This window comes from Leifsonia xyli (assembly GCA_001647635.1).
Classification (GTDB): Bacteria; Actinomycetota; Actinomycetes; order Actinomycetales; family Microbacteriaceae; genus Leifsonia; species Leifsonia xyli_A.
The window spans coordinates 883,872-904,192 of the sequence record CP014761.1; the positions used below are offsets into that span (position 1 = coordinate 883,872).

16 protein-coding genes and 1 pseudogene are annotated in these 20,321 nt (G+C 70.8%); 3 read left to right on the forward strand and 14 right to left on the reverse strand.

Going from position 1 to position 20,321, the window contains the following annotated elements; all coding sequences use genetic code 11:
- Positions 1-136 precede the first annotated feature (136 nt).
- From A0130_04385 to A0130_04445, 13 genes are all read right to left on the reverse strand, one after another.
- Positions 137-1,126, reverse strand: coding sequence for a cell division protein FtsQ (locus A0130_04385; protein ID ANF31019.1), 990 nt, complete (start codon positions 1,124-1,126; stop codon positions 137-139).
- A gap of 7 nt (positions 1,127-1,133) precedes the next feature.
- The gene (locus A0130_04390; GenBank protein ID ANF31020.1) at positions 1,134-2,579 is read right to left on the reverse strand and encodes a UDP-N-acetylmuramate--L-alanine ligase; all 1,446 of its coding nucleotides are present in this window, start codon (positions 2,577-2,579) and stop codon (positions 1,134-1,136) included.
- Positions 2,580-2,646: 67 nt separating this feature from the next.
- Positions 2,647-3,717 carry a UDP-N-acetylglucosamine--N-acetylmuramyl-(pentapeptide) pyrophosphoryl-undecaprenol N-acetylglucosamine transferase gene (locus A0130_04395; GenBank protein ANF31021.1) on the reverse strand — a complete coding sequence of 357 codons (1,071 nt, stop codon included), beginning with the start codon at positions 3,715-3,717 and terminating at the stop codon, positions 2,647-2,649.
- The gene (locus A0130_04400; GenBank protein ID ANF31022.1) at positions 3,714-4,970 is read right to left on the reverse strand and encodes a cell division protein FtsW; all 1,257 of its coding nucleotides are present in this window, start codon (positions 4,968-4,970) and stop codon (positions 3,714-3,716) included. Before A0130_04400 ends, A0130_04395 begins: the two co-directional genes overlap by 4 nt.
- Positions 4,927-6,480: a UDP-N-acetylmuramoylalanine--D-glutamate ligase gene (gene murD / locus A0130_04405; protein ANF31023.1), complete on the reverse strand. Its 1,554-nt coding sequence runs from the start codon at positions 6,478-6,480 to the stop codon at positions 4,927-4,929. The genes A0130_04400 and murD overlap by 44 nt, the downstream gene beginning before the upstream one ends.
- On the reverse strand, positions 6,477-7,592 hold the full coding sequence (locus A0130_04410; GenBank protein ANF31024.1) for a phospho-N-acetylmuramoyl-pentapeptide-transferase: 1,116 nt from the start codon (positions 7,590-7,592) through the stop codon (positions 6,477-6,479). Before A0130_04410 ends, murD begins: the two co-directional genes overlap by 4 nt.
- Positions 7,589-9,013: a UDP-N-acetylmuramoylalanyl-D-glutamate--2,6-diaminopimelate ligase gene (locus A0130_04415; GenBank protein ANF31025.1), complete on the reverse strand. Its 1,425-nt coding sequence runs from the start codon at positions 9,011-9,013 to the stop codon at positions 7,589-7,591. The genes A0130_04410 and A0130_04415 overlap by 4 nt, the downstream gene beginning before the upstream one ends.
- Entirely contained in the window at positions 9,014-10,558 is a 1,545-nt protein-coding gene (locus A0130_04420) for a UDP-N-acetylmuramyl peptide synthase (GenBank protein ANF31026.1), read from the reverse strand. It lies immediately after the preceding gene.
- 28 nt (positions 10,559-10,586) lie between these two features.
- Positions 10,587-12,329: a penicillin-binding protein gene (locus A0130_04425; protein ANF31027.1), complete on the reverse strand. Its 1,743-nt coding sequence runs from the start codon at positions 12,327-12,329 to the stop codon at positions 10,587-10,589.
- A gap of 19 nt (positions 12,330-12,348) precedes the next feature.
- A complete protein-coding gene (locus tag A0130_04430) occupies positions 12,349-13,017 on the reverse strand; it encodes a hypothetical protein (GenBank protein ID ANF31028.1) in 669 nt (222 codons plus the stop codon).
- Positions 13,014-14,000, reverse strand: coding sequence for a 16S rRNA (cytosine(1402)-N(4))-methyltransferase (locus tag A0130_04435; protein ID ANF31029.1), 987 nt, complete (start codon positions 13,998-14,000; stop codon positions 13,014-13,016). Before A0130_04435 ends, A0130_04430 begins: the two co-directional genes overlap by 4 nt.
- A 116-nt stretch (positions 14,001-14,116) precedes the next feature.
- Positions 14,117-14,548 carry a division/cell wall cluster transcriptional repressor MraZ gene (locus A0130_04440; protein ID ANF31030.1) on the reverse strand — a complete coding sequence of 144 codons (432 nt, stop codon included), beginning with the start codon at positions 14,546-14,548 and terminating at the stop codon, positions 14,117-14,119.
- A gap of 238 nt (positions 14,549-14,786) precedes the next feature.
- A complete protein-coding gene (locus A0130_04445) occupies positions 14,787-15,167 on the reverse strand; it encodes a hypothetical protein (protein ANF31031.1) in 381 nt (126 codons plus the stop codon).
- Between the two features lie 78 nt (positions 15,168-15,245).
- On the opposite strand from A0130_04445, the gene A0130_04450 reads away from it, so the two are divergent.
- Positions 15,246-16,376 (forward strand): geranylgeranyl pyrophosphate synthase, encoded by a 1,131-nt coding sequence (locus A0130_04450; protein ANF31032.1) that lies wholly within the window; start codon positions 15,246-15,248, stop codon positions 16,374-16,376.
- Between the two features lie 15 nt (positions 16,377-16,391).
- Here A0130_04450 and A0130_04455 read toward each other — a convergent pair whose 3' ends face one another.
- The gene (locus A0130_04455; GenBank protein ID ANF31033.1) at positions 16,392-16,733 is read right to left on the reverse strand and encodes a transcriptional regulator; all 342 of its coding nucleotides are present in this window, start codon (positions 16,731-16,733) and stop codon (positions 16,392-16,394) included.
- A gap of 151 nt (positions 16,734-16,884) precedes the next feature.
- On the opposite strand from A0130_04455, the pseudogene A0130_04460 reads away from it, so the two are divergent.
- A pseudogene (locus A0130_04460) lies at positions 16,885-17,986 on the forward strand (hypothetical protein).
- A gap of 100 nt (positions 17,987-18,086) precedes the next feature.
- Positions 18,087-19,988 carry a serine/threonine protein kinase gene (locus tag A0130_04465; protein ID ANF31034.1) on the forward strand — a complete coding sequence of 634 codons (1,902 nt, stop codon included), beginning with the start codon at positions 18,087-18,089 and terminating at the stop codon, positions 19,986-19,988.
- The last annotated feature ends 333 nt before the right edge of the window (positions 19,989-20,321 follow it).

Consider the following 20,321-nt stretch of genomic DNA (forward strand, 5'->3'; position numbering starts at 1 on the left):
CCACGGGAACGTTCAACTTCAAGTTGAAGCTTAAAGTCTTGCTGAGTATGCAATTCTTGATCCGACGTTAGGTGCGCCGAGCCTCCGCCTGCGGAACCCCGCGCGCGTGTCGGGAAAAGTCGCAGCCATCGCGCGGTCAACCCGTCGTGACGCTGTGCGGGGACGAGACGTCGTAGCGTCCCGCATCGGGGGCGCTCTTGAGCAGCGCGGCGAGGTCCGCCGCCTTCAGCGACGAGTCCTCCGCGCTCCCCCAGACCACTGTCGCACCCTTCCCGCGCAGGGTGAAGCTCACGTCGTCCTTGGTCTTCGCGGCGATGGTGTCCACCTGAGCGAGGACGTCGGCGGGCAGTGCGCTGAGGACTCCCGCGGCGGCCGCGAAGCCCGAGTCGGCGTCCACGTCGGCGGCGCCCCCGCTCGCGGCGATCAGAGGATAGCCGTCCGGGCGCTTCTCACTGCTCGCGATCGGCACCTTGGCCGCGTCCACCAGCGTGAAGGCGGCGCCGCGCTGGATCACACCGACCGGCTGGCGCTCCACCACGCGCACCACGATGGAGTCGGGCGGGTGGCTCTCGACCGTGTAGCTGCGGATGAGCGGGAAGGCGGCGAGATCCGCCGAGATGCTCGCCTGGTCCAGGAGCGGAAGCGGCGTGCCGAGCTGGTCGGAGAGCTTCTTCTCGACCGTCGCCGCATCCAGCCGCGAGGTGCCGGTGACCTGGATGTGCTTGAGCGCCAGCAGCGGCGAGAACGCGATGATCGTCACGGCGAGCACCAGGGCGACCACGACGCCGGCGGCACCGAGCCACGCGTAGCGGCGGCGGCGCGACCGCTTGGTGAAGCGGCGCACCTCGCCGCGCTCCAGCCGCTTGCGCTCGCGGCGCGCGGCGCGGAGGGCCTTGTCGATCTCGCGGTTGGTGGGCAGCCGCGAATACGGCGACGCCTCGGGATCACGCGGTGGGGAGGTCGGCCGCTCGGCGGTCGGATCGGCGGTCAGGATGGGGACCGGCTCCGTCACCGTGCCGACGGGGCGTCTCGACTCGGCGAGGCCGGAGTCGGCGCGGTCGTCCTGCGGGCGCGCCGGAGGAACCGCCGGGGCGGCCGACCGATCGAAACCCTGGGGACGCTTCACGCGGTGGTCACTCCGCGGTCGCCGCGGCGGTCGCCGCCGTCTCCGGGTGCTCGCGCTGCAGCGCGTCCAGAAGCTGCGGGACGATGCGGTACACGTCGCCGCAGCCGAGGGTGATCACATAGTCGCCCTCGCGCGCGATGCGCGCCGTATGGTCGGCGGCCTGCTGCCAGTCGGCGATGAACGCGACGTGCTCGGGATGCTCGAAGCGATCGGCCACGAGGGCGCCGGTGACGCCGGGCTCCGGGTCCTCCCGCGCTCCGTAGACATCCAGCACGACGGTCTCGTCGGCGTACCGCTCGAGCGTCTCGGCGAACTCCTTCGCGAACAGCCGCGTGCGGCTGTACAGGTGCGGCTGGTGGACGGCGATGATCCGGCCGTCCCCCACGACCGTGCGGGCCGCGGAGAGCGCGGCCGCGACCTCGGTCGGGTGGTGCGCGTAGTCGTCGTAGACGCTGACGCCGCCGACCGTGCCGTGGAGCTCGAAACGGCGCTCGGTGCCGCCGAACTCCGCGATCGCGGCGAGCGACGCCGCCGGATCGAAGCCGAGCCCGGTCAGCACCGCGAAGGCGCCGCCGGCGTTGATGGCGTTGTGGCGGCCGGGGACGCGCAGCTGGGCGCTGTAGTCGACGCCCTGGTACCGCAGCGTGAAGGCGACCGGTCCGTCGGTGACGATGGAGTGGACGCGGACCTCCGCGTCCTCCGCCTCGCCGAAGGTGACGATCCGCTTGTCCGGAGCCTGCTCGCGGAGGCGGTTCGTGACGTGCACCGCACCGGGGTCGTCCGAGGACACGACGACGAACTCGTCGGACTCGCGGGCGAAGGTGACGAAGGCGTCCTCGAACGCCTCCAGCGAGCCGTAGTGGTCGAGGTGGTCGGGGTCGACGTTGGTGATGAGCGCGACCGCGGTGTCGTACAGCAGGAACGAGCCGTCGGACTCGTCCGCCTCGACGACGAACAGCTCGCCCGTGCCGGTCTGCGAGCTCTTGCCGAGGGATGCGATCACGCCGCCGTTGACGAAGCTCGGGTCCTCGCCGAGGCCCAGCAGGCCGGTGATGATCATGCCGGTCGAGGTGGTCTTGCCGTGGGCGCCGGCGACCGCGACGAGGCGGGACCGGTTGATCAGCCAGGCGAGCGCCTGCGACCGGTGCAGCACCGGGAGGCCCTTCGACAGCGCCAGCTGGTACTCCGGGTTGTCCTGCCACAGCGCGCCCGTGACGACGAGCGTGTCGGCGTCGCCGACGTTCGCCGCGTCGTGCCCGATGGCGATGGTCGCGCCGAGGCCGCGCAGGGTGTCGATGTTCGCCGAGTGCCGGACGTCCGATCCGGTGACGGTGTAGCCGGCCTCGAGGAACAGGCGGGCGATGCCGCTCATCCCCGAACCGCCGATGCCGACGAAGTGGAGCTTTCCGAGCTCCTCGGGGAGGGCGAGGGTCAGGTCGGGCTTGATCGTCACGGGTGCAGCTTTCGGTTACGCGAGAAGGTCTCCATTACCCCTCTAGGCTACGCGGAGAACGTGCGGATCAGCCGAGGGCGCTCCGGATGAGGGCCACCATGCGGTCGGACCCGTCGCGGACGCCCGCGGAAGCCGCACGGCGTCCCATCTCGGACGTGCGGTCCCGGTCGGCGAGCAGCGGGAGCAGTTCCGCATCCACCCACGGCGGCTGGAACTCCGCGTCGTCGACGAGCAGGCCGCCGCCCTCCCGGATGACGCCGGCGGCGTTGTAGCGCTGCTCGCCGTTGCCGATGGGGAACGGCACGTACACCGCGGGGATGCCGAGCGCGGCGAACTCGCTGACCGTGGCCGCGCCCGCGCGCGCCACCGCGAGGTCGGCGATCGCGAGGGCGAGGTCCATCCGGTCGCAGTACTCGAGCAGGCGGTAGCCGTCGACGCCCGGGTCGGTCAGCTCGCCGCGTCCGCCCTGGATGTGGAGCACCTGCCAGCCGGCGGCAGTCAGCTCGGTCGCGCGGGCCGCGATCGTCTGGTTGATGCGCCGGGCGCCGAGGGACCCGCCGGTCACCAGCAGCGTCGGCCGGTCGGGCGACAGACCGAACTCGGCGGCCGCCTCGGGGCGCGCGGCCCCGCGGTCCAACTGCTCGATCTCGACGCGCAGCGGCATCCCGACGAAGGTCGCGTGCGGCAGCGGCGTGCCCTCGAAGGCGACGCCCACCCACGGCGTGTAGCGAGCGCCGAGGCGGTTCGCCAGGCCCGGGCGCGCGTTGGCCTCGTGCAGCACCAGCGGCACGCCCGCCTTCCGGGCGGCCGAGTACGCGGGCGCGGCGGCGTACCCGCCGAAGCCGACGACCGCGTCGATCCCGCGCGACGCGATCAGGTCGCGCACCGTCTGGATGCTGCGCCGATACTCCCCCGGAAACTTCAGCGCGGCCGCGTTCGGGCGCCGAGGGAACGGCAGCTTCGGGATGGTCGCCAGCTCGTAGCCGCGCTGCGGCACGAGGCGCGCCTCGAGACCCTCCGCGGTGCCGAGCACGAGGACCTCGGCGTCGGGGGCGTCGCGGCGCAGACGGTCGGCGACGGCGAGCAGCGGGTTGACGTGGCCGGCGGTGCCACCGCCGGCCAGGAGGTAGCGGGTCACCGGCGCGCGCCCGACCGGTCTGCGATCGAGTCGCGGTGCGACTCCCGGGCGAACGACAGGACGATACCGATGGCGAGCATGGAACTGATCATCGCAGTTCCTCCCGCAGAGATCAGTGGGAGCGGTACGCCGAGAACCGGGATCACACCCAGGACGACCGCGATGTTGACGAACGCCTGCCCGATCAGCCACACCATGATCGCCGCGGTCGTGACCCGTGCGAACGGGTCCGTCGAGGCGTGGATGATGCGCAGGAAGACGATCGCCAGCATCACGAACAGCAGGAGGACGACGACCGCCCCGATCAGCCCCAGCTCCTCGCCGATGATCGCGAAGATGAAGTCGGTGTCGGCCGCCGGCAGCCACGACCACTTCGAGTGCGAGTTGCCGAGCCCGACGCCGAAGACGCCGCCCGAGGCGAGCGCGTAGAAGCCGTTCTTGATCTGCCAGTCGACGTCGGGGTTCGCGACGCTGGTGCCGCCGAAGAACGCTGCGATGCGGCCGACGCGGCTCGCGCTGCTGAGCGCGACGCAGATCGCCACGACGCCGACGAAGACCACCCCGGCCGCGAGGAACCGGAGCCGCACGCCGGCGAAGTACAGAGCGCCGAGGATGAGCGCGGCCATGATCATGGTCGTGCCCAGGTCGCCGCCCAGGGTGACCAGGGCCGTCGCCCCGCCCGCCACCGGGACGACCGGGATCGCGACGTGCTTCCACTGGTGCAGCACGTCCCGCTTCCGGGCCAGCACGACCCCGAGCCAGACGACGAGAGCGAGCTTGATCGCCTCCGACGGCTGCGCGGTGAACGAGCCGATCTTGATCCAGTTGCGGTTGCCGCCGATCTCCATGCCGAGGGGCGTGAGCAGCACGAGCACCTGCAGGAAGCAGGAGGCGGCGAGGAAGAACCAGATCGTCTTCCGCCAGAACGCCCTCGGGATGCGCGAGACGAGGAGCATGAGCGGCAGACCGACGAGCGCGAACACGCCCTGCGACCAGAACCGGGCGAAGAAGTTGTTGTTGTCGTTGTGCGACTCCACCGCCGACGAGGACAGCACCATGACCAGGCCGAAGACGACCATGAACAGCGTGATCCCGAGCAGCAGGAAGTAGTTCGCCGACTCCGAGGTCATCGAGCGTCCCAGCCCGATGCGGGTGGTGAGGGCGCTCAGGCGCCCGGCGGACTCGTGCTCCGGCTCGTCGGCGGGACGCTCAGCCCTGCTGCGGGTCGGGACGCGAGGCGGGCTCGTCGTCATCCGCCTCACCTCCCAAGTACTCGTGCACGGCCGCCTGGAAGCGGCGCCCGCGTTCTGCGTAGTCGGCGAACTGGTCCATCGACGCCGCCGCCGGAGCCAGCAGGATGGTGTCGCCCTCGCGGGCCAGACCGCCGGCCAGCCGCACCGCCGTCGGCATGACCTCACCAGTCTCGTCGGCCTCGACCTCGACCACCGGAAGCTCCGGCGCGTGTCGCTGGAATGCCGCACGCAGCGCGTCGCGGTCCACGCCGATCAGCACGGCGCCGCGCAGGCGGCCGACGTGCTTGCCGACCAGGTCGTCCACATCCACGCCCTTCAGCAGGCCGCCGACGAGCCAGACCACCGACGGGAAGGCGCGCAGCGACGCGTCGGCCGCGTGCGGGTTCGTGGCCTTGGAGTCGTCCACCCAGTTCACGCCGTCTTGGGTGCGCACCAGCTCGATGCGGTGCGCGTCGAGCCGGAACGCCGTGAGCACATCCCGGATCACCTGCGGCGCGACGCCGTAGGAGCGGGCGAGGGCGCTGGCGGCGAGGATGTTCGCCACGACGTGCGGTGCAGCCAGCCCGGCCTCGGCCAGCTCGTCGAGCGTCGTCAGCTCGAGGGCCGAGTTGGCCCGGTCGTCGAGGAACGCGCGGTCGCACAGGATGCCGTCGACGATCCCGAAGTCGCTCGGCCCCGGCACGCCGAGGCCGAAGCCGATGGCGCGGGCGCCCTCGGTGACCTCGGCCTCCTCGACCATCCGGAGGGTGTTCTCGTCGGCCTTGTTGTACACGCAGGCGACGCGGGTGTTGTCGTAGACCTTCGCCTTCGCGGCGATGTACGCCTCCATCGAGCCGTGCCAGTCGAGGTGGTCGTCGGCGATGTTGAGGCAGGCGGCCGAGAACGGCGACAGCTCGCCGCCCGGGTTCCGGTTGACCCAGTGCAGCTGGTAGCTGGAGAGCTCGACCACGAGCACGTCGAAGCCCTCGGGATCGCGGATGGCGTCGAGCACGGGCACGCCGATGTTGCCGCACGGCGCCACGCGGTAGTCGCCGGCGAGGATCATCGTCGCGGTCAGCTGCACCGTCGTCGTCTTGCCGTTGGTGCCGGTGACGCAGATCCAGTCGGCCGGACCCTCGGCGCCGTCGGGACGGGCGACCTTGTCGCGCAGCCGCCAGGCGAGCTCGATGTCACCCCATACCGGGGTCTCGCGCTCCTCGGCCCACAGCAGCAGCGGGTGGTCCCAGTGGAAGCCCGGCGACACCACGACGAGCTCTGGATCGAACTCCGCGAGACGCTCGGGCGCGGTCGAGAGGTCCTGCTGCTCGACCAGCTCGGCTCCGATGACCTCGAGCAGCATCCGTCGCTCGTCGTCGGCCTTCGCGGCGACCACGAGCACCTGCGCGCCGAGCTCGGCCAGCGTGTCCGCCACCGAGAACCCGGTCACACCGAGGCCGTAGACGGCCACGCGCAGTCCCGACCAGTCGGCGTACCAGCTGGTCAAGTCCTCCAGGCGCCGTGCGTCGCTCATGTGGCCAGCCACTCCAGGTAGAAGGATCCGACCCCGGCCGCGACCAGCAGGCCGCCGATGATCCAGAACCGGACGACGACCGTCACCTCGGCCCACCCCTTCAGCTCGAAGTGGTGGTGGATGGGGCTCATCAGGAAGATGCGTCTGCCGTGACTGAGCTTGAAGTACGCCCTCTGCACGATCACCGAACCGGCCTCGATGACGAACAGGCCGCCGATGAGGATGAGCAGCAGCTCGGTGCGGCTCAGGATGGCGAGCGCCGCGACCGCGCCGCCGAGCGCCAGCGACCCGGTGTCGCCGAGGAAGATCTGCGCGGGCGACGTGTTCCACCACAGGAACCCGACGACCGCGCCGACGATCGCGGTGGCCACGATCGCCAGGTCGAAGGGGTCGCGCACGTCGTAGCACTTGGCGACGTTCTCGACGCTCAGCTTGACGTTCGCGCACGACTGGATCGACTGCCAGAACCCGATGATGATGTAGGCGCCGATGGCGAGGATCGAGGCGCCGGAGGCGAGCCCGTCGAGGCCGTCGGTCACGTTCACGCCGTTCGAGGTGGCTGCGACGAGGAAGTTGATCCAGATGAGGTACAGGCCGTAGCCGACCAGGACGCCGATCACGCCGAACTTGGTGATCGCGCCGAAGTCGATGGCCGGCAGGTCGCGGATGAACGAGACGCTCATCGTCGCCGGGGTGTAGTCGTTGCCGTTCGGGAACCGGATCGCCAGCAACGCCCAGACGGTCGCGACCACGACCTGACCGGCGACTTTCGCCCATCCGGTCAGTCCCAGGCTGCGCTCGCGCCGGGTCTTGAGGAAGTCGTCGATGAACCCGACGATGCCGAGACCCACCATGAGGAACAGGACGAGCAGCGCAGAGACGCTGGTCTCGTCGCCCGTGAGCAGCAGTGCGGTGAAATAGCCGAACAGCGTGCCCAGGATGACGACGATGCCGCCCATCGTGGCCGTGCCGCGCTTGGCGTGGTGGCTCTGCGGCCCGTCGTCGCGGATGAACTGCCCCCACTGGAGGCGACGGAACAGCCGGATGAACAGCGGCGTCAGGAACAGCGTGAACGCCATCGACAGCGCACCGGAGGTCAGCAGGGCTCTCACGCGAACGCCCCTCCCAGCCGGTCGCCGAGGAAGCGCAGCCCGGCCGAGTTGGAGGACTTCACGAGCACGGTGTCGCCGGCCCGCAGGGAGCCCTGCAGGTGCTCGAACGCCTCGTCCTGCGTCTCGAAGTACACGGACTCGCCGTCCCACGAGCCCTCGTTGATCGCGGTGATGTGCATGCGCCGGGCTTCCGGCCCGACGACGACCAGCTGGTCGATGCCGAGGCGGACGACGAGCAGGCCGATGCGGTCGTGCTCCTCCCCCGAGAACTCGCCCAGCTCGCTCATCTCGCCGAGCACGGCGATCGTGCGGCCGCCCGGCTCCGCGATCTGCGCGAGCGTCTTGATCGCCGCCGCCATGGAGTCGGGGCTGGCGTTGTACGCGTCGTTGATCACGGTGACCTCGTCGTTGCCGAGCACCTCCATGCGTCCCCGCTCGGCGGTCTTCACCGACTGCAGGGCCGTCACGATGGTGTCGATGTCGACGTCGAGGACGTAGGCGGACGCCGCGGCGGCCAGCGCGTTCATGACGTGGTGCTCGCCGAGCACCTGGAAGCGCACCGGACGCGATTCGCCCTCGCCGCCGTCCCGCGACGGCAGGTGCAGCGTGAAGGAGGTGCCGCGGCGGTCGGACACGATGTCCGTCGCGCGCACGGCGGCCTCGTCGTCGAGGCCGAACCAGAGCACACGCGCGATGGTCTTGTCGGCCATCGTGCGCACGCGGGCGTCGTCGATGTTCAGGATCGCGACATCCGAGTCGAGGAGGTCGGTGACCATCTCGGTCTTCGCCTGCAGCGTCTTCTCGATGCCGCCGAACTCGCCGGCGTGCGCGAGGCCCACCTTGAGGACGACGCCGACGTCCGGTCGCGCCATGCGGACCAGACGCGCGATCTCGCCGATGCCGCTCGCGCCCATCTCGGCGACCAGGAACTGCGTCTCCTCGGTCACCTGCAGCATCGTGACCGGCGCGCCGACCTCGTTGTTGAAGGAGGCGCGGGGGGCGATGGTGGGGCCGACCTGCTCCAGCACGGCGCGCAGGAGGTTCTTGGTCGTGGTCTTGCCGTTCGAGCCGGTGATACCGACGATCTTCAGCAGGCCGAGGGCGCGCACGCGCGCGACGACCTCGGTCGCCAGGTCGCCGAGCGCGACGACCGTGTCGTCGACGAGGAGCTGCGGCACCGGGAGGTCGAGCGCGTGGTCGACCACGAGCAACGCGGCGCCCGCCTCGGCCGCCTGCGGCGCGAACAGGTGACCGTCGGTGAACTCGCCGGGCTTGGCGAAGAAGATCGTGCCGGGCACGACCTCGCGGGAGTCGGTGGTCGACGGGCCGGACACGGTCGTGTCGGGCGTGGCGTCCGTGCCGTCGAGCAGCAGCGTGCCGCGCGTGGCCTCGGCGATCTCGGCCAGGGTCATCGCGATCATCTACAGCCACCCGGCCTCTCGGAGCGCGAGACGGACGTCCTCGCGGGCGGAGTACGGCAGGCGCTGGCCCGCCACCTCCTGGTAGTCCTCGTGGCCGGGTCCGGCGTAGAGGACGACGTCACCCTCGCCCGCCAGCGACAGCGCGGTGCGGAAGGCGGCGCGCGGGTCCGGGACCTCGTACAGGTCGAGCTCCGGCACGGCCGTGCGGGCGCCCTCGAGCAGGGCGGCGCGGATGGTCGCCGGGTCCTCCCAGCGCGGGTGGAAGTCGGTGATGACCACGGCGTCGGAGCCGCGGGCGGCGATGGCGCCCATGTCGGTGCGTTTGGTGGTGTCGCGGTCGCCGTCGGCGCCGAACACCATCACGATGCGGCCGTCGGTCACCTTGCGCAGCGCGCTCAAGGTCGACAGGAAGGCGTCGGGGCTGTGGCCGTAGTCGATGAACACGACGGGCCCGCGGTCGCCGGACAGGCGCTCCGCGCGACCCGGGATGTAGGCGTCGATGCCGCCGTCGCGCTCCAGCGCGGCGCCGATGGCGTCGAGGTCGTAGCCGGACTCGACCAGCATGACGATCGCGAGGGCGGCGTTGGCGGCGTTGTACGCGCCGAGCAGCGGGATGCTCGTCTCGAGCCGGCGGCCGTCCGGGCCCTCCAGCGCGAACGCGGTGCGCTCCAGCGTCTCGTCCTGCACGGTCAGGGTCCACTCGGCGTCCGACCCGGGCGAGCTGGACAGCGTCGCGACCGGGATGCGGGACTGGTCCACCAGCCGGCGGCCCCAGTCGGAGTCGACGGTGACGACGCCGCGGCGCGCGCGGTCCGGCTGGAACAGCTCCAGCTTGGCCGCGAAGTAGTCGTCCATCGCGGCGTAGTCGTCGAGGTGGTCGTGGCTGAGGTTGGTGAAGCCGACGACGTCGAACACGATCCCGTCGACGCGGTGGCGGCTGAGCGCCTGCGCCGACACCTCGATCGCGGCGGCGCGCACGCCCTCCTCGCGCATCCGGGCCAGCAGGGCGTGCAGCTCGCTCGCCTCGGGCGTCGTGAGCTTGCTCGTGATGACCGTGTCGCCGATGCGGCGCTCGGCGGTCGAGCTGAGGCCCGAGACCACGCCGAGCTGTCCCAGGATTGCATTGAGCAGGTAGACGACGCTGGTCTTGCCGTTGGTGCCCGTCACGCCGAACAGCGTCGCCGAGTTCTCGTCGGTGCGGTAGATCCAGGCCGACACGGCGCCGAGTGCGGCGCGCGGGTCGGGCGTGACGATGACCGGGAGGCCGGAGTCGGCCGCGATGGCCGCGCCCTCCTCGTCGGTCAGCACGGCGACCGCGCCCGCCTCGGCGGCGGCAGCGGCGTACGTGGCTCCGTGGGAGTTGCGTCCGGGCACGCCCACGTAGAGGTCGCCCGGCTCGACGGCGGAGCTCGCGAGGGCCGCGCCGGTCACCTCGACGCCGTCGAGGTCGCCGCGGCAGTCAAGGCCGAACTCCGCGACCAGCTGTGCGAGCGGGCGGGCGACGGGATGCTCGGGGCGCAGAGAGGATGGCGCCGGTCCTGTCACGGGGCTCACTTTCGGTAGACGGTGTTCATCAGTAGTAGGGCGGATAGCCCGCCGGGCTCGACGTCGACGGCTTCACCCGGTAGGTCTTCAGCACTTGACTCATGATCGTGTGGAACAGCGGAGCGGCCGCTGCCGACGAAGTAATGGTAGTCGGGAATCCGAGGTTGACCGAAACGACGTACTGCGGATCGTCCACCGGCGCGACGCCCATGACCGACACGTAGTACGACGGCAGATAGCCGCCTTTGCCGTCCGGCTGCTGGGCTGTTCCGGTCTTGGCGGCGACCCGGTAGCCCGGGATCTGCAGCTGCTTCTTGAGCTCGCCGTCGGTCACCACCGACTCCATCATCCCGAGCGTGGTCGAGGCCGCCTGGGCCGAGACGACCTGGGTCGCCTTGGCGCTCGGGATGTCGGTCACGGTGCCGTCCGGGTGCTCGCAGCCCTCGACGAAGGACAGCGGGATGCGCGTGCCGCCGTTGGCGAGCGCCTGGTAGGCGCCGACCATCTGGATCTGCGTCGCCGAGACGCCCTGCCCGAACATGGTCGCGTACTTCGTCTGGTCGTCCCACTCGCTCACCGGGTGCAGCACGCCGTCGGACTGATCCGGATAGGGCAGCCCGGTCGACTCGCCGATGCCGAACTTCTTGAGGTAGTCGTAGCGCGTCTGGTCGCTGAGCGCCTTGCCGAGCTGCGACATGCCGGTGTTGGACGACATCATCAGCACACCGGTGAGGGTGAGCCGCAGTGGACCGTGGTAGCCCGAGTCGTGCAGATCGGCTCCGTTGCCCGACTTCCACGAGTAGGGGGCCAGCACCTGGCTCGTCGGCGTCGCCTTGCCCTGGTCGATCAGCATCGCGGCGGTGAGCGCCTTGAACGTCGATCCCGGCTCACGGGGGTCGGTGAGCGGCTGGAGCCGCCAGTACGAGGGGTCGGTCGCGTCGATGTTGTTCGGGTCGAGCGCCGGCCACTGCGCGATCGCCTTGACCTTGCCGGTCTTCGCCTCGGCGACGGTGACGAACCCGAACTTCGACCCGGTCGCCGCGACCTGCTGGGCCAGCGTCTGCTCGGCGAACCACTGGAGGTCTCCGTCGATCGTCAGCTTGAGCGTGCCGCCGTCCTTGGCCTGCTTCTGCACGACCGTGCTGCCGGGGATGGCGACCCCGTCGGCGCCGCGCTGGTAGGTCTCCTCGCCGTTCTGGCCGGCGAGGCACGTGTTCTCGCTCTTCTCGAGGCCCGAGTCGCCGCCGGCGGAGAGGAAGCCCAGCAGGTTGCCGGCGACCGCGCCGTTCGGGTAGCTGCGCGCCTGCTTCTTGGTGAAGGTCAGCCACGGGTACGGCAGCTTGTCGAGCTTGTCGAAGGTGCCGACGTCCATCCCGGACTTGATCAGCACGTACTGCGACTTCGGGTCGGCCTTGAGCGCCGCGTCGATGAGCGCGACGACCGCGTCGCCGCCCTGCCCGGTGATGGCGCCGATCTTCGCCGCCGCCTCCACCATCTTGTCGCGGCCGCCGGCGATCGCGTCCTTGGGCGACGCAGCGGCCGTGTACGTGTACACCGTCGTCGCGAGCACCGTGCCGTCGGCGTCGACGATGTCGCCGCGATTGCCGAGCAGCGGCGTCGAGACCTCTTTGGCGGTGACGGACTGGCGCTGCAGGGCGTCGGCCCGCACCACCTGGATGTCGACCAGCTTGGCGCCCAGGATGCCGACGGTCGCCGCGACGGCGAGAACCGTCACGGCGGTCCGCCGCCGCAGCATCTTCTTGCTGACCATGCTCCAGCCCGTTCCGTCGTCAGTGCGTCACCGGGGTCGGCAACGCTCCCTGCAACGGTACGGTCGGAGCGGTCGTCGGCGCGGCTGCCGCACCCTGACCTGTGGAATTCCCAGCCTGGCTTCCGGCTGTGGACGGATTCGCGCCGGCGGCGGCCTTCTGCTGCGCCGCCGTGACCAGCGGCACGCCGGCCAGCTGTGCGTTCGGCACGAGGTTGCCCTGCACGCCGGTCACAGTGCCCGCCGCGCCGTTCGCGGGCGCGGGCGCCCCCAGCACCGCGCCGTCGGAGAGCCGGAGGTAGGCCGGGCTGCTGTTGCTCACCATCCCGAGCGCGTTGGCGTTGGCCGCGAGGTTCTGCGGCGACGAGACGCGGTTGAGATCCTCGGACGCGGCCTGGTACGACCGCTGCAGCTGCGTCTGCTTCGCCTGCAGGGAGTTCAGCTGGTAGGCGCCCTGCGAGATCCCGATGCTCAGCAGCAGCTGCGACACCACGATCGCGAGCAGCGTGCCCACGGCGATCACCGCGTACAGCGCACGCGGGCGCGCCCGCCGCTGCGCCCGCGTCGGGACGACTTCGAGGTGGCTGCGCTTCGGCTCCTCCACCGGAGCGGGGAGGGCTCCGCCGTTCCACAGGGCGGCGGGCCGCCTGCGGGTCGGCGCCGGGACGGCCTCTGCCAGAGTGGTGCTCACGGGCGCCTCCTCGTCTGTTCGGTGGTGGATGCGGGGCGTACCCGCTCGGCCGCGCGCAGTCTCACCGGCGTGGCCCGCGGGTTCGCGGCCTTCTCGTCGTCGTCCGCCAGCTCGGCGCCGCGGATCAGCAGCTTCAGTTCCGGGCGGTGCTCCGGCAGCTCGACCGGGAGACCGGCGGGCGCACTGGAGGTGGAGCGGGTCTGCAGTTCGCGCTTCACGATGCGGTCCTCGAGCGACTGGTACGCCTCGACGACGATCCGGCCTCCGACGTTCAGCGCGTCGATGGCGGCGGGGATGGCACGCTCCAGCACCGCCAGCTCCTGGTTGACCTCGATCCGCAGCGCCTGGAAGACCCGCTTCGCCGGGTGGCCCTGCCGCTGCTGGGCGACCGGGGTCGCCTTCGTGATCAGGTCGACCAGCTGGCCGCTCCGCTCGATCGGCTGCCGCTCCCGCTCCTCCACGATGCGCCGCGCGTAGCGGCCGGCCAGCTTCTCCTCGCCGTAGTCGCGGAAGATGCGGCGCAGGTCGGCCTCCGAGTACTCGGCGACGACGGTGGCAGCCGTCAGCTCGCTCGTGCCGTCCATCCGCATGTCGAGCGGGGCGTCCTTCGAGTACGAGAACCCGCGCTCCACGCGATCGAGCTGGAGGGACGAGACGCCGAGGTCGAACAGCACGCCGTCGATGTGCTCGAAGCCCTCCCCCTCGACCGCCTCGCGGATGCCGTCGTAGACGGTGTGGACGAGGTGGACGCGATCGCCGAAGCGCTCGAGGCGCTCCCCCGCGATGGCCAGCGCCTCGGGGTCGCGGTCGAGCCCGACCAGCGTGACGTCGGGGAAGCGCTCCAGGATGCCGACCGAGTGGCCGCCCATCCCGAGCGTGGCGTCGACGAACACCGCACCGGGCCGTGTCAGCGCGGGCGCCAGCAGTTCGATGCAGCGCTCGAGGAGCACCGGGGTGTGGATCCTGTCATTGGAGTCGGTCATGGCCGTTCGGGACGGTCCGCGTGCCCCTGGTTCCGGATCCCCATCCATCCCGACCTGACACCGGGGAAGTGGTGTCAGGGCGTATGGCTGGGAGTCCGGCGTCAGGGACACAGCGGTCAGAAGAGTCCCGGGATCACCTCCTCCTCCGTGCTCGCGAACGCCGCCTCCTGCTCGGTGAGGTAGGTCTCCCAGGCGGTGGCGTCCCAGATCTCCGCGCGGCTGCCCGCGCCGATCACGACCAGGTCGCGATCCAGTCCCGCGTACGAGCGGAGCGCGGCCGGGATGGTCACGCGGTTCTGCTTGTCCGGGACCTCGGCGCTCGCCCCCGAGAGGAACACGCGCAGGTAGTCGCGGGCCTGCTTGCTCGTCACCGGCGCCTGGCGGATCTTCTCGTGCAGCGATTCGAACTCCCGCTGCGAGAAGACGTAGACGCAGTGCTCCTGGCCGCGGGTGAGGACGAGGCCGGACGCGAGCTCGTCCCGGAACTTGGCCGGCAGGATGATGCGCCCCTTCTCGTCCAGCTTGGGGGCATGCGTACCGAGGAACATCGGCTGCCACCCCCACTCTCCCGGCCCAGGTTGCGGTGTGCCTCCACTTTACTCCACTCCCATCCACAAATCGATGCACATTGGCCCGATTGCCCCGAATTGGGTACGTTCACCCGCGAAATCACGGGGCAGAACGAGGTGGAGGGAAATGGAGCGTCAGGGATGCTGGGCGGGCACGAAAAAGGGCCGATCTCTCGATCGGCCCTTCAGGGGTGAGTCTGTGGAGCGGAGTGGAGGGTCAGCTCTCTCCGCCGTCGTTGCGCTTGTCCCAGCGGTCGTTCATGCGGTCCATGAAGCCGGTCTGGCCTCCGCGCGCCTTGGCCTTCTTCGGCTCGGGCGCTCCCGGCTCGACCGCGACGCGCTTGCCCGGGGCGATGGCCACCAGGACGCCGGCGAACATGACGACGAAGCCGAGGATGCCCACCAGGGGCTGCTGGAACCACACGCCCAGCACCAGGACGATGACGCCGACGACCGCGAGCAGGATGCCCAGCACGATCGATCGGTACGCGGGTCTCGCCCGCTTGCCACCGACCTTGGCGACGAAGTCCGCGTCGTTCTGGTAGAGACTGCGTTCCATCTCTTCGAGGAGGCGCTGCTCGTGTTCCGAAAGCGGCATCCGGATCCCCCTCTTTCTCGTGGGTTCGAGGCTAGGTGAGCCTGATTCTAACCTCGCGGGTCTGGCTAGGCTAGGCGTGTGTCTGAAAGCATCCGGTTCACCGACCTCATCCAGTCGAGAATCGATGGATTCTTCGAATCACGCGCCTCCATTCTCGTCTCCATCGCCGATGAGCTCTCTCCGGTAGCAGGGTTCTCAAGGGATTTTCTCAGCGGCGGCAAGCGCTTCCGGGCGTTGTTCTGCTTCTGGGGCTGGCAGGCCGTCCGCACCGCCGGCGACGCGGACGACGACGGCACCGACGCCGGCTCCGTGCCCGCGTCCGGAGCGCTCGACGCGGTCGTCTCCGTGGCCAGCGCGCTCGAGCTGTTCCACGCCGCAGCGCTGGTGCACGACGACATTATCGACAACTCCGACACGCGACGCGGGGCCCCGGCCGCGCACAAGCGGTTCGAGCGGCTCCACGACCAGGAGGGCTGGGGCGGCTCCGGCGCCGCCTTCGGCACCGGAGCCGCGACCCTGCTCGGCGACCTGCTGCTCATCCTGAGCGACGAGCTCTTCGACGAGGGGCTCACCCAGCTGGTCAGCACACCGGCACGCCGGGCCGCCCGCGCGGAGTTCAACCGGATGCGGCTGGATGTGACCGCCGGCCAGTACCTCGACATCTTCGAGGAGATCGGCTGGCAGGGCCGGCCGGACGCCGACCAGCTGGCGCGGGCCGAACGGGTCATCGTGTTCAAGTCGGCGAAGTACTCCATCGAGTCTCCCCTGCTCATCGGCGGGGCGCTCGCGGGGGCGAACATCGGCCAGCTGGACGCGCTGCGCGACTTCGGCCTCCCCCTCGGGATCGCCTACCAGTTGCGGGACGACCTGCTCGGGGTGTTCGGCGACGCCGAGGTGACCGGCAAGCCCAGCGGCGACGACCTCCGCGAGGGCAAGCGCACCGTCCTCATCGCGCTGACCCGCGAGGCGATCCCGTCGGGAGCGCGCGCGGCCCTCGACGAGCTGCTCGGCGACCCCGACCTCACCCCGGAGCAGATCCGCACGATGCAGCTCACCATCCGGGAGTCCGGCGCGGTGGGGAAGGCCGAGCGGATGATCGCCGACAACGTGTCGCGCGCGATCGCCGTGCTCGACGCGGCTCCGCTGGGCGCGGCGGCGAAGGCGCACCTCCGCGACCTCGCCACGACGGTCACGCGCCGGACGGCGTGACGCGCAGGCTGTTCGCTACGCGAGCGCTTGAGCGATCCGGCGGACCTCGGCCTTCCGGCCGGCGCGAAGCGCCTCGATCGGCGACGTTCCGAGGCTCTCCTCCTCCTCGAGCAGCCAGTCGACCGCCTCGTCGTCGCTGAAGCCGTCGTCGGCCAGCACGATGAGGGTGCCGTGCAGCTCACTGAGGGGCTGACCGTCCTTCAGGAAGGCGGCGGGAACCTTGAGGACGCCGTCGACGCGCTTGGCGCCGAGATGGCGGTCTTCGATGAGGCGACGGACCCGGCTCACGCTCAGGCCCAGCAGCTCGACGAGGTCGGGGACGGTCAACCACTCCGTGGTCTGGACGGGCTCGCTCACCCTCCCAGCGTGCCACGAGTGGACGCCGCACGCACGTTCGCTCGATTGTTACGATCAGGTAAACTCCTGTCACATGCGTCACGTGCGTTGACTCCAGTTCCCACCTGTGCCAGCGTGGGGTGTCGACGTGTCACTCGATCAGGGGGTACCCATGGCTCAGGCAGACACCGGCAGGATCCGAGGCGTGCTGGGCACGGTCCCGATCGCCGTGGCGAGCTCGCTCGCGGTGACGATGGGGCTGGTCACGCCGGCGCAAGCGGCTCCGGCGGAGCACCGCGCCACGGACCGCGCCGGGGACACCGGCGAGGTCGGCGCCTTCGGGCGCTCCACCGTCGTCAGCACCATCGAGCGCACGCCGGAGGCATCGGTCGCGCAGGCAGCCGTGGCCGCCGCGCCGGCCAGCTACCGCGTCCAGTCAGGCGACACCGTGTCGGGCATCGCCGCCCGCTTCGGCCTCTCGACCGCCGCCGTGCTCGCCATGAACGGGCTGAGCTGGAAGAGCCTCATCTTCCCCGGCCAGGTGCTGGCCCTCGCCGGACCCGCGGCTGCGCCGGCGGCGCCCGCGCCGCGGCACCGGCCCCCGCACCGGCTGCCCCGCGCCCGCCACCACGACGTACACCGTCGCCCGCGGCGACACCATCAGCGGCATCGCCGGCCGCTTCGGCGTCACCACGAAGGCCGTCCTCGCCGCGAACGGCCTCAGCGCGTCGAGCCTCATCTTCCCCGGGCAGAAGGTCCGCATCCCCGGCCTCACCACCGCCGCGGTGAACACGCCGAAGCCCATCGTCGCGGCACCCGTCGCGGCGCCCGCGCCGCTGCCGGCGGTCGCTCCCGGACAGGTCATCGCCCTCACCGACGAGATGCGGGGCAACGCCGCGCTCATCGTCCGGCTCGGGCGTCAGCTTGGCGTGCCGGACCGGGGCATCGTCATCGCCCTGGCGGCCGCGGCACAGGAGTCCGGCCTCCGCAATGTCCGCTATGGTGACCGCGACTCGCTCGGCCTGTTCCAGCAGCGCCCGAGCACCGGCTGGGGAACGCCCGACCAGGTGCTCGACCCGACGCGCGCCACTCTCGCCTTCTACGGCGGCGCCGCGAACCCCAACAAGGGACGCACGCGGGGCCTGCTCGACATCCCGGGATGGAGCGGCATGAGCGTCACGCAGGCGGCGCAGGCCGTGCAGCTCTCGGCCTTCCCCGACGCCTACGCCAAGTGGGAGACGTCCGCCCGCGCGTGGCTCGCCCAGCTCGGCTGACGGCCGTGCACGCGGCGGAAGGTCACAGCCCGGTCACAGCCCTCGCCTCCACCGGTGTTTTGAGTCGATTCCGGCATACGTCGTTCCTTAGACTCGATTCGTGACCACGAGCCAGACCGACCCGATGATCGGCCGTCTCATCGACGGCCGGTATCAGGTGCGCTCGCGGATCGCTCGCGGCGGCATGGCGACCGTCTACCTGGCCACCGACCTCCGCCTGGAGCGCCGGGTCGCGATCAAGATCATGCACGGCCACCTGGCCGACGACTCCACCTTCAAGAGCCGCTTCGTGCAGGAGGCGCGCTCGGCCGCCCGGCTCGCGCATCCCAACGTGGTCAACGTGTTCGACCAGGGCCAGGACAGCGACATGGCCTACCTGGTCATGGAGTACCTGCCCGGCATCACGCTGCGCGACCTGCTCAAGGACTACGGCAAGCTCACCCCGGAGCAGACCATCGACATCATGGAGGCCGTGCTCTCGGGCCTCGCCGCCGCGCACAAGGCGGGCATCGTCCACCGCGACCTCAAGCCCGAGAACGTGCTGCTCGCCGACGACGGACGCATCAAGATCGGCGACTTCGGCCTCGCCCGCGCCGCCTCCGCGAACACGGCGACCGGTCAGGCGCTCCTCGGCACCATCGCCTACCTCTCCCCCGAGCTCGTCACCCGCGGGGTCGCCGATGCCCGCAGTGACATCTACGCGCTCGGCATCATGATGTACGAGATGCTGACCGGCCAGCAGCCCTTCCAGGGCGAGCAGCCGATGCAGATCGCCTACCAGCACGCCAACGACGCCGTCCCCGCGCCGAGCGCCAAGAACCCGGCAGTCCCCGCCGAGCTCGACGAGCTCGTGCTGTGGGCGACCGAGAAGGACCCGGACCGCCGTCCCCGCGACGCCCGCGAGATGCTCGACCGCCTGCTCGAGGCCGAGAAGTCGATCCGCGGAGAGGCGGTGCTGCAGCCGACAATGGTGCTGCCGCCGGCGTTCGACGTGGATGCGGGCGACACCCAGATCATCAACCCGGCCATCCGGCAGCAGGTCGCGTCGAGCACGCCGGCCGCGACCGAGACGCTGACGAAGGCCGCCGCGAAGCGCCGCTCGAAGGGCTGGTGGCTGTTCGCGCTGGTCATCCTGCTCGCGGTCGTCGCCGCCGGCACCGGCTGGTACTTCGGCGCCGGCCCCGGGTCGCTGGTCGCCGTCCCGAACGTCGTGAACTCCGCACCCGACGCGGCGACTGCGCAACTCACCAAGCTCGGTTTCAAGGCCGCTCAGGCCCCCGAATACAGCGTCACGGTCGCCAAGGGCCTGGTGTCGAGCACGGACCCGAAGGCGGGCGTGCCCGCCGGGCGTGGCAGCACGGTCACACTCCGCATCTCGCAGGGGCCGAAGCCGGTCGACGTCCCGCCGCTCGCGGGTCTCACGACGGACGCGGCCAAGAGCGCGATCACCGCGGTCGGCGCGAAGGTCGGCGACGTCACGCCGCAGTTCGACGCCAAGGTCCCGGCCGACACCGTCATCTCGGCGACGCGCGCCGACAACGGCGCCGACATCTCCGGCGGCGGCTCCTACTTCGAGGCCGCGGCGGTCAACCTCGTCGTCTCGGCGGGCGCCATCCCGGATGTCGCGGGCAAGTCTGTCGACGACGCCAACGCCATCCTGAGCAAGGTCGGCCTGCACACCGCCGCCGGCCCCGAGAGCTACAGCGACACGGTCGACAAGGGCGACGTCATCTCGGCCAAGCCGCAGAACGACCCGGTGCGCCCGGGCGACACCCTGCTCCTCGAGACCTCCAAGGGCCCCGAGCCCGTGACGGTACCGGATGTCGTGGGGAAGAACTGGGCGGACGCCAAGAAGGCCCTCACGGACGCCGGCTTCAAGCTCAAGTACAGCGCGATCGCCGATGTGGCGCCGTCCGCCTTCGTCGTGTCCAAGATCTCGCCGGAGGCGGGGACGCAGCAGCCCAAGGGCTCCACGATCACGGTCAACTTCGCCGGGTTCTAGCGATCGAGGGGACGCAACGCGCCGTTTCCCGGTCGCGATGACGGCGTGTTGCGTCGCCTCGATGCGGATCGGGACGCCGCGGCTCAGGCCCTGCGCCTCGGGTCCCGGTTCTCCTCGCGCCCTTCCCGCCAGCAGAGCCCTCCCTGCCGCGCGAAACGGAGGAGTTTCGGGCGTTCCCGCGCCGCGCACGCCTCCGTTACGCAACGGACTCCAGCGCGTCGCCGGCGATTTCCTCCGTTCTGCTCACGCGTCACGCCGGTGCGAAACGGAGGACAACAGGCAGCTCCGAGCCCCATCAACCCGAAACGGAGGAGTCCCGCGGCAACTCACCGC

Bases quoted from the DNA above. Each gene is read 5' to 3' on its own strand.
- A0130_04400 (ANF31022.1), bottom strand. From the start codon at position 4,970: ATGACGACGAGCCCGCCTCGCGTCCCGACCCGCAGCAGGGCTGAGCGT.
- murD (ANF31023.1), bottom strand. From the start codon at position 6,480: ATGAGCGACGCACGGCGCCTGGAGGACTTGACCAGCTGGTACGCCGAC.
- A0130_04415 (ANF31025.1), bottom strand. From the start codon at position 9,013: ATGATCGCGATGACCCTGGCCGAGATCGCCGAGGCCACGCGCGGCACG.
- A0130_04425 (ANF31027.1), bottom strand. From the start codon at position 12,329: ATGGTCAGCAAGAAGATGCTGCGGCGGCGGACCGCCGTGACGGTTCTC.
- A0130_04435 (ANF31029.1), bottom strand. From the start codon at position 14,000: ATGACCGACTCCAATGACAGGATCCACACCCCGGTGCTCCTCGAGCGC.
- A0130_04440 (ANF31030.1), bottom strand. From the start codon at position 14,548: ATGTTCCTCGGTACGCATGCCCCCAAGCTGGACGAGAAGGGGCGCATC.
- A0130_04445 (ANF31031.1), bottom strand. From the start codon at position 15,167: ATGCCGCTTTCGGAACACGAGCAGCGCCTCCTCGAAGAGATGGAACGC.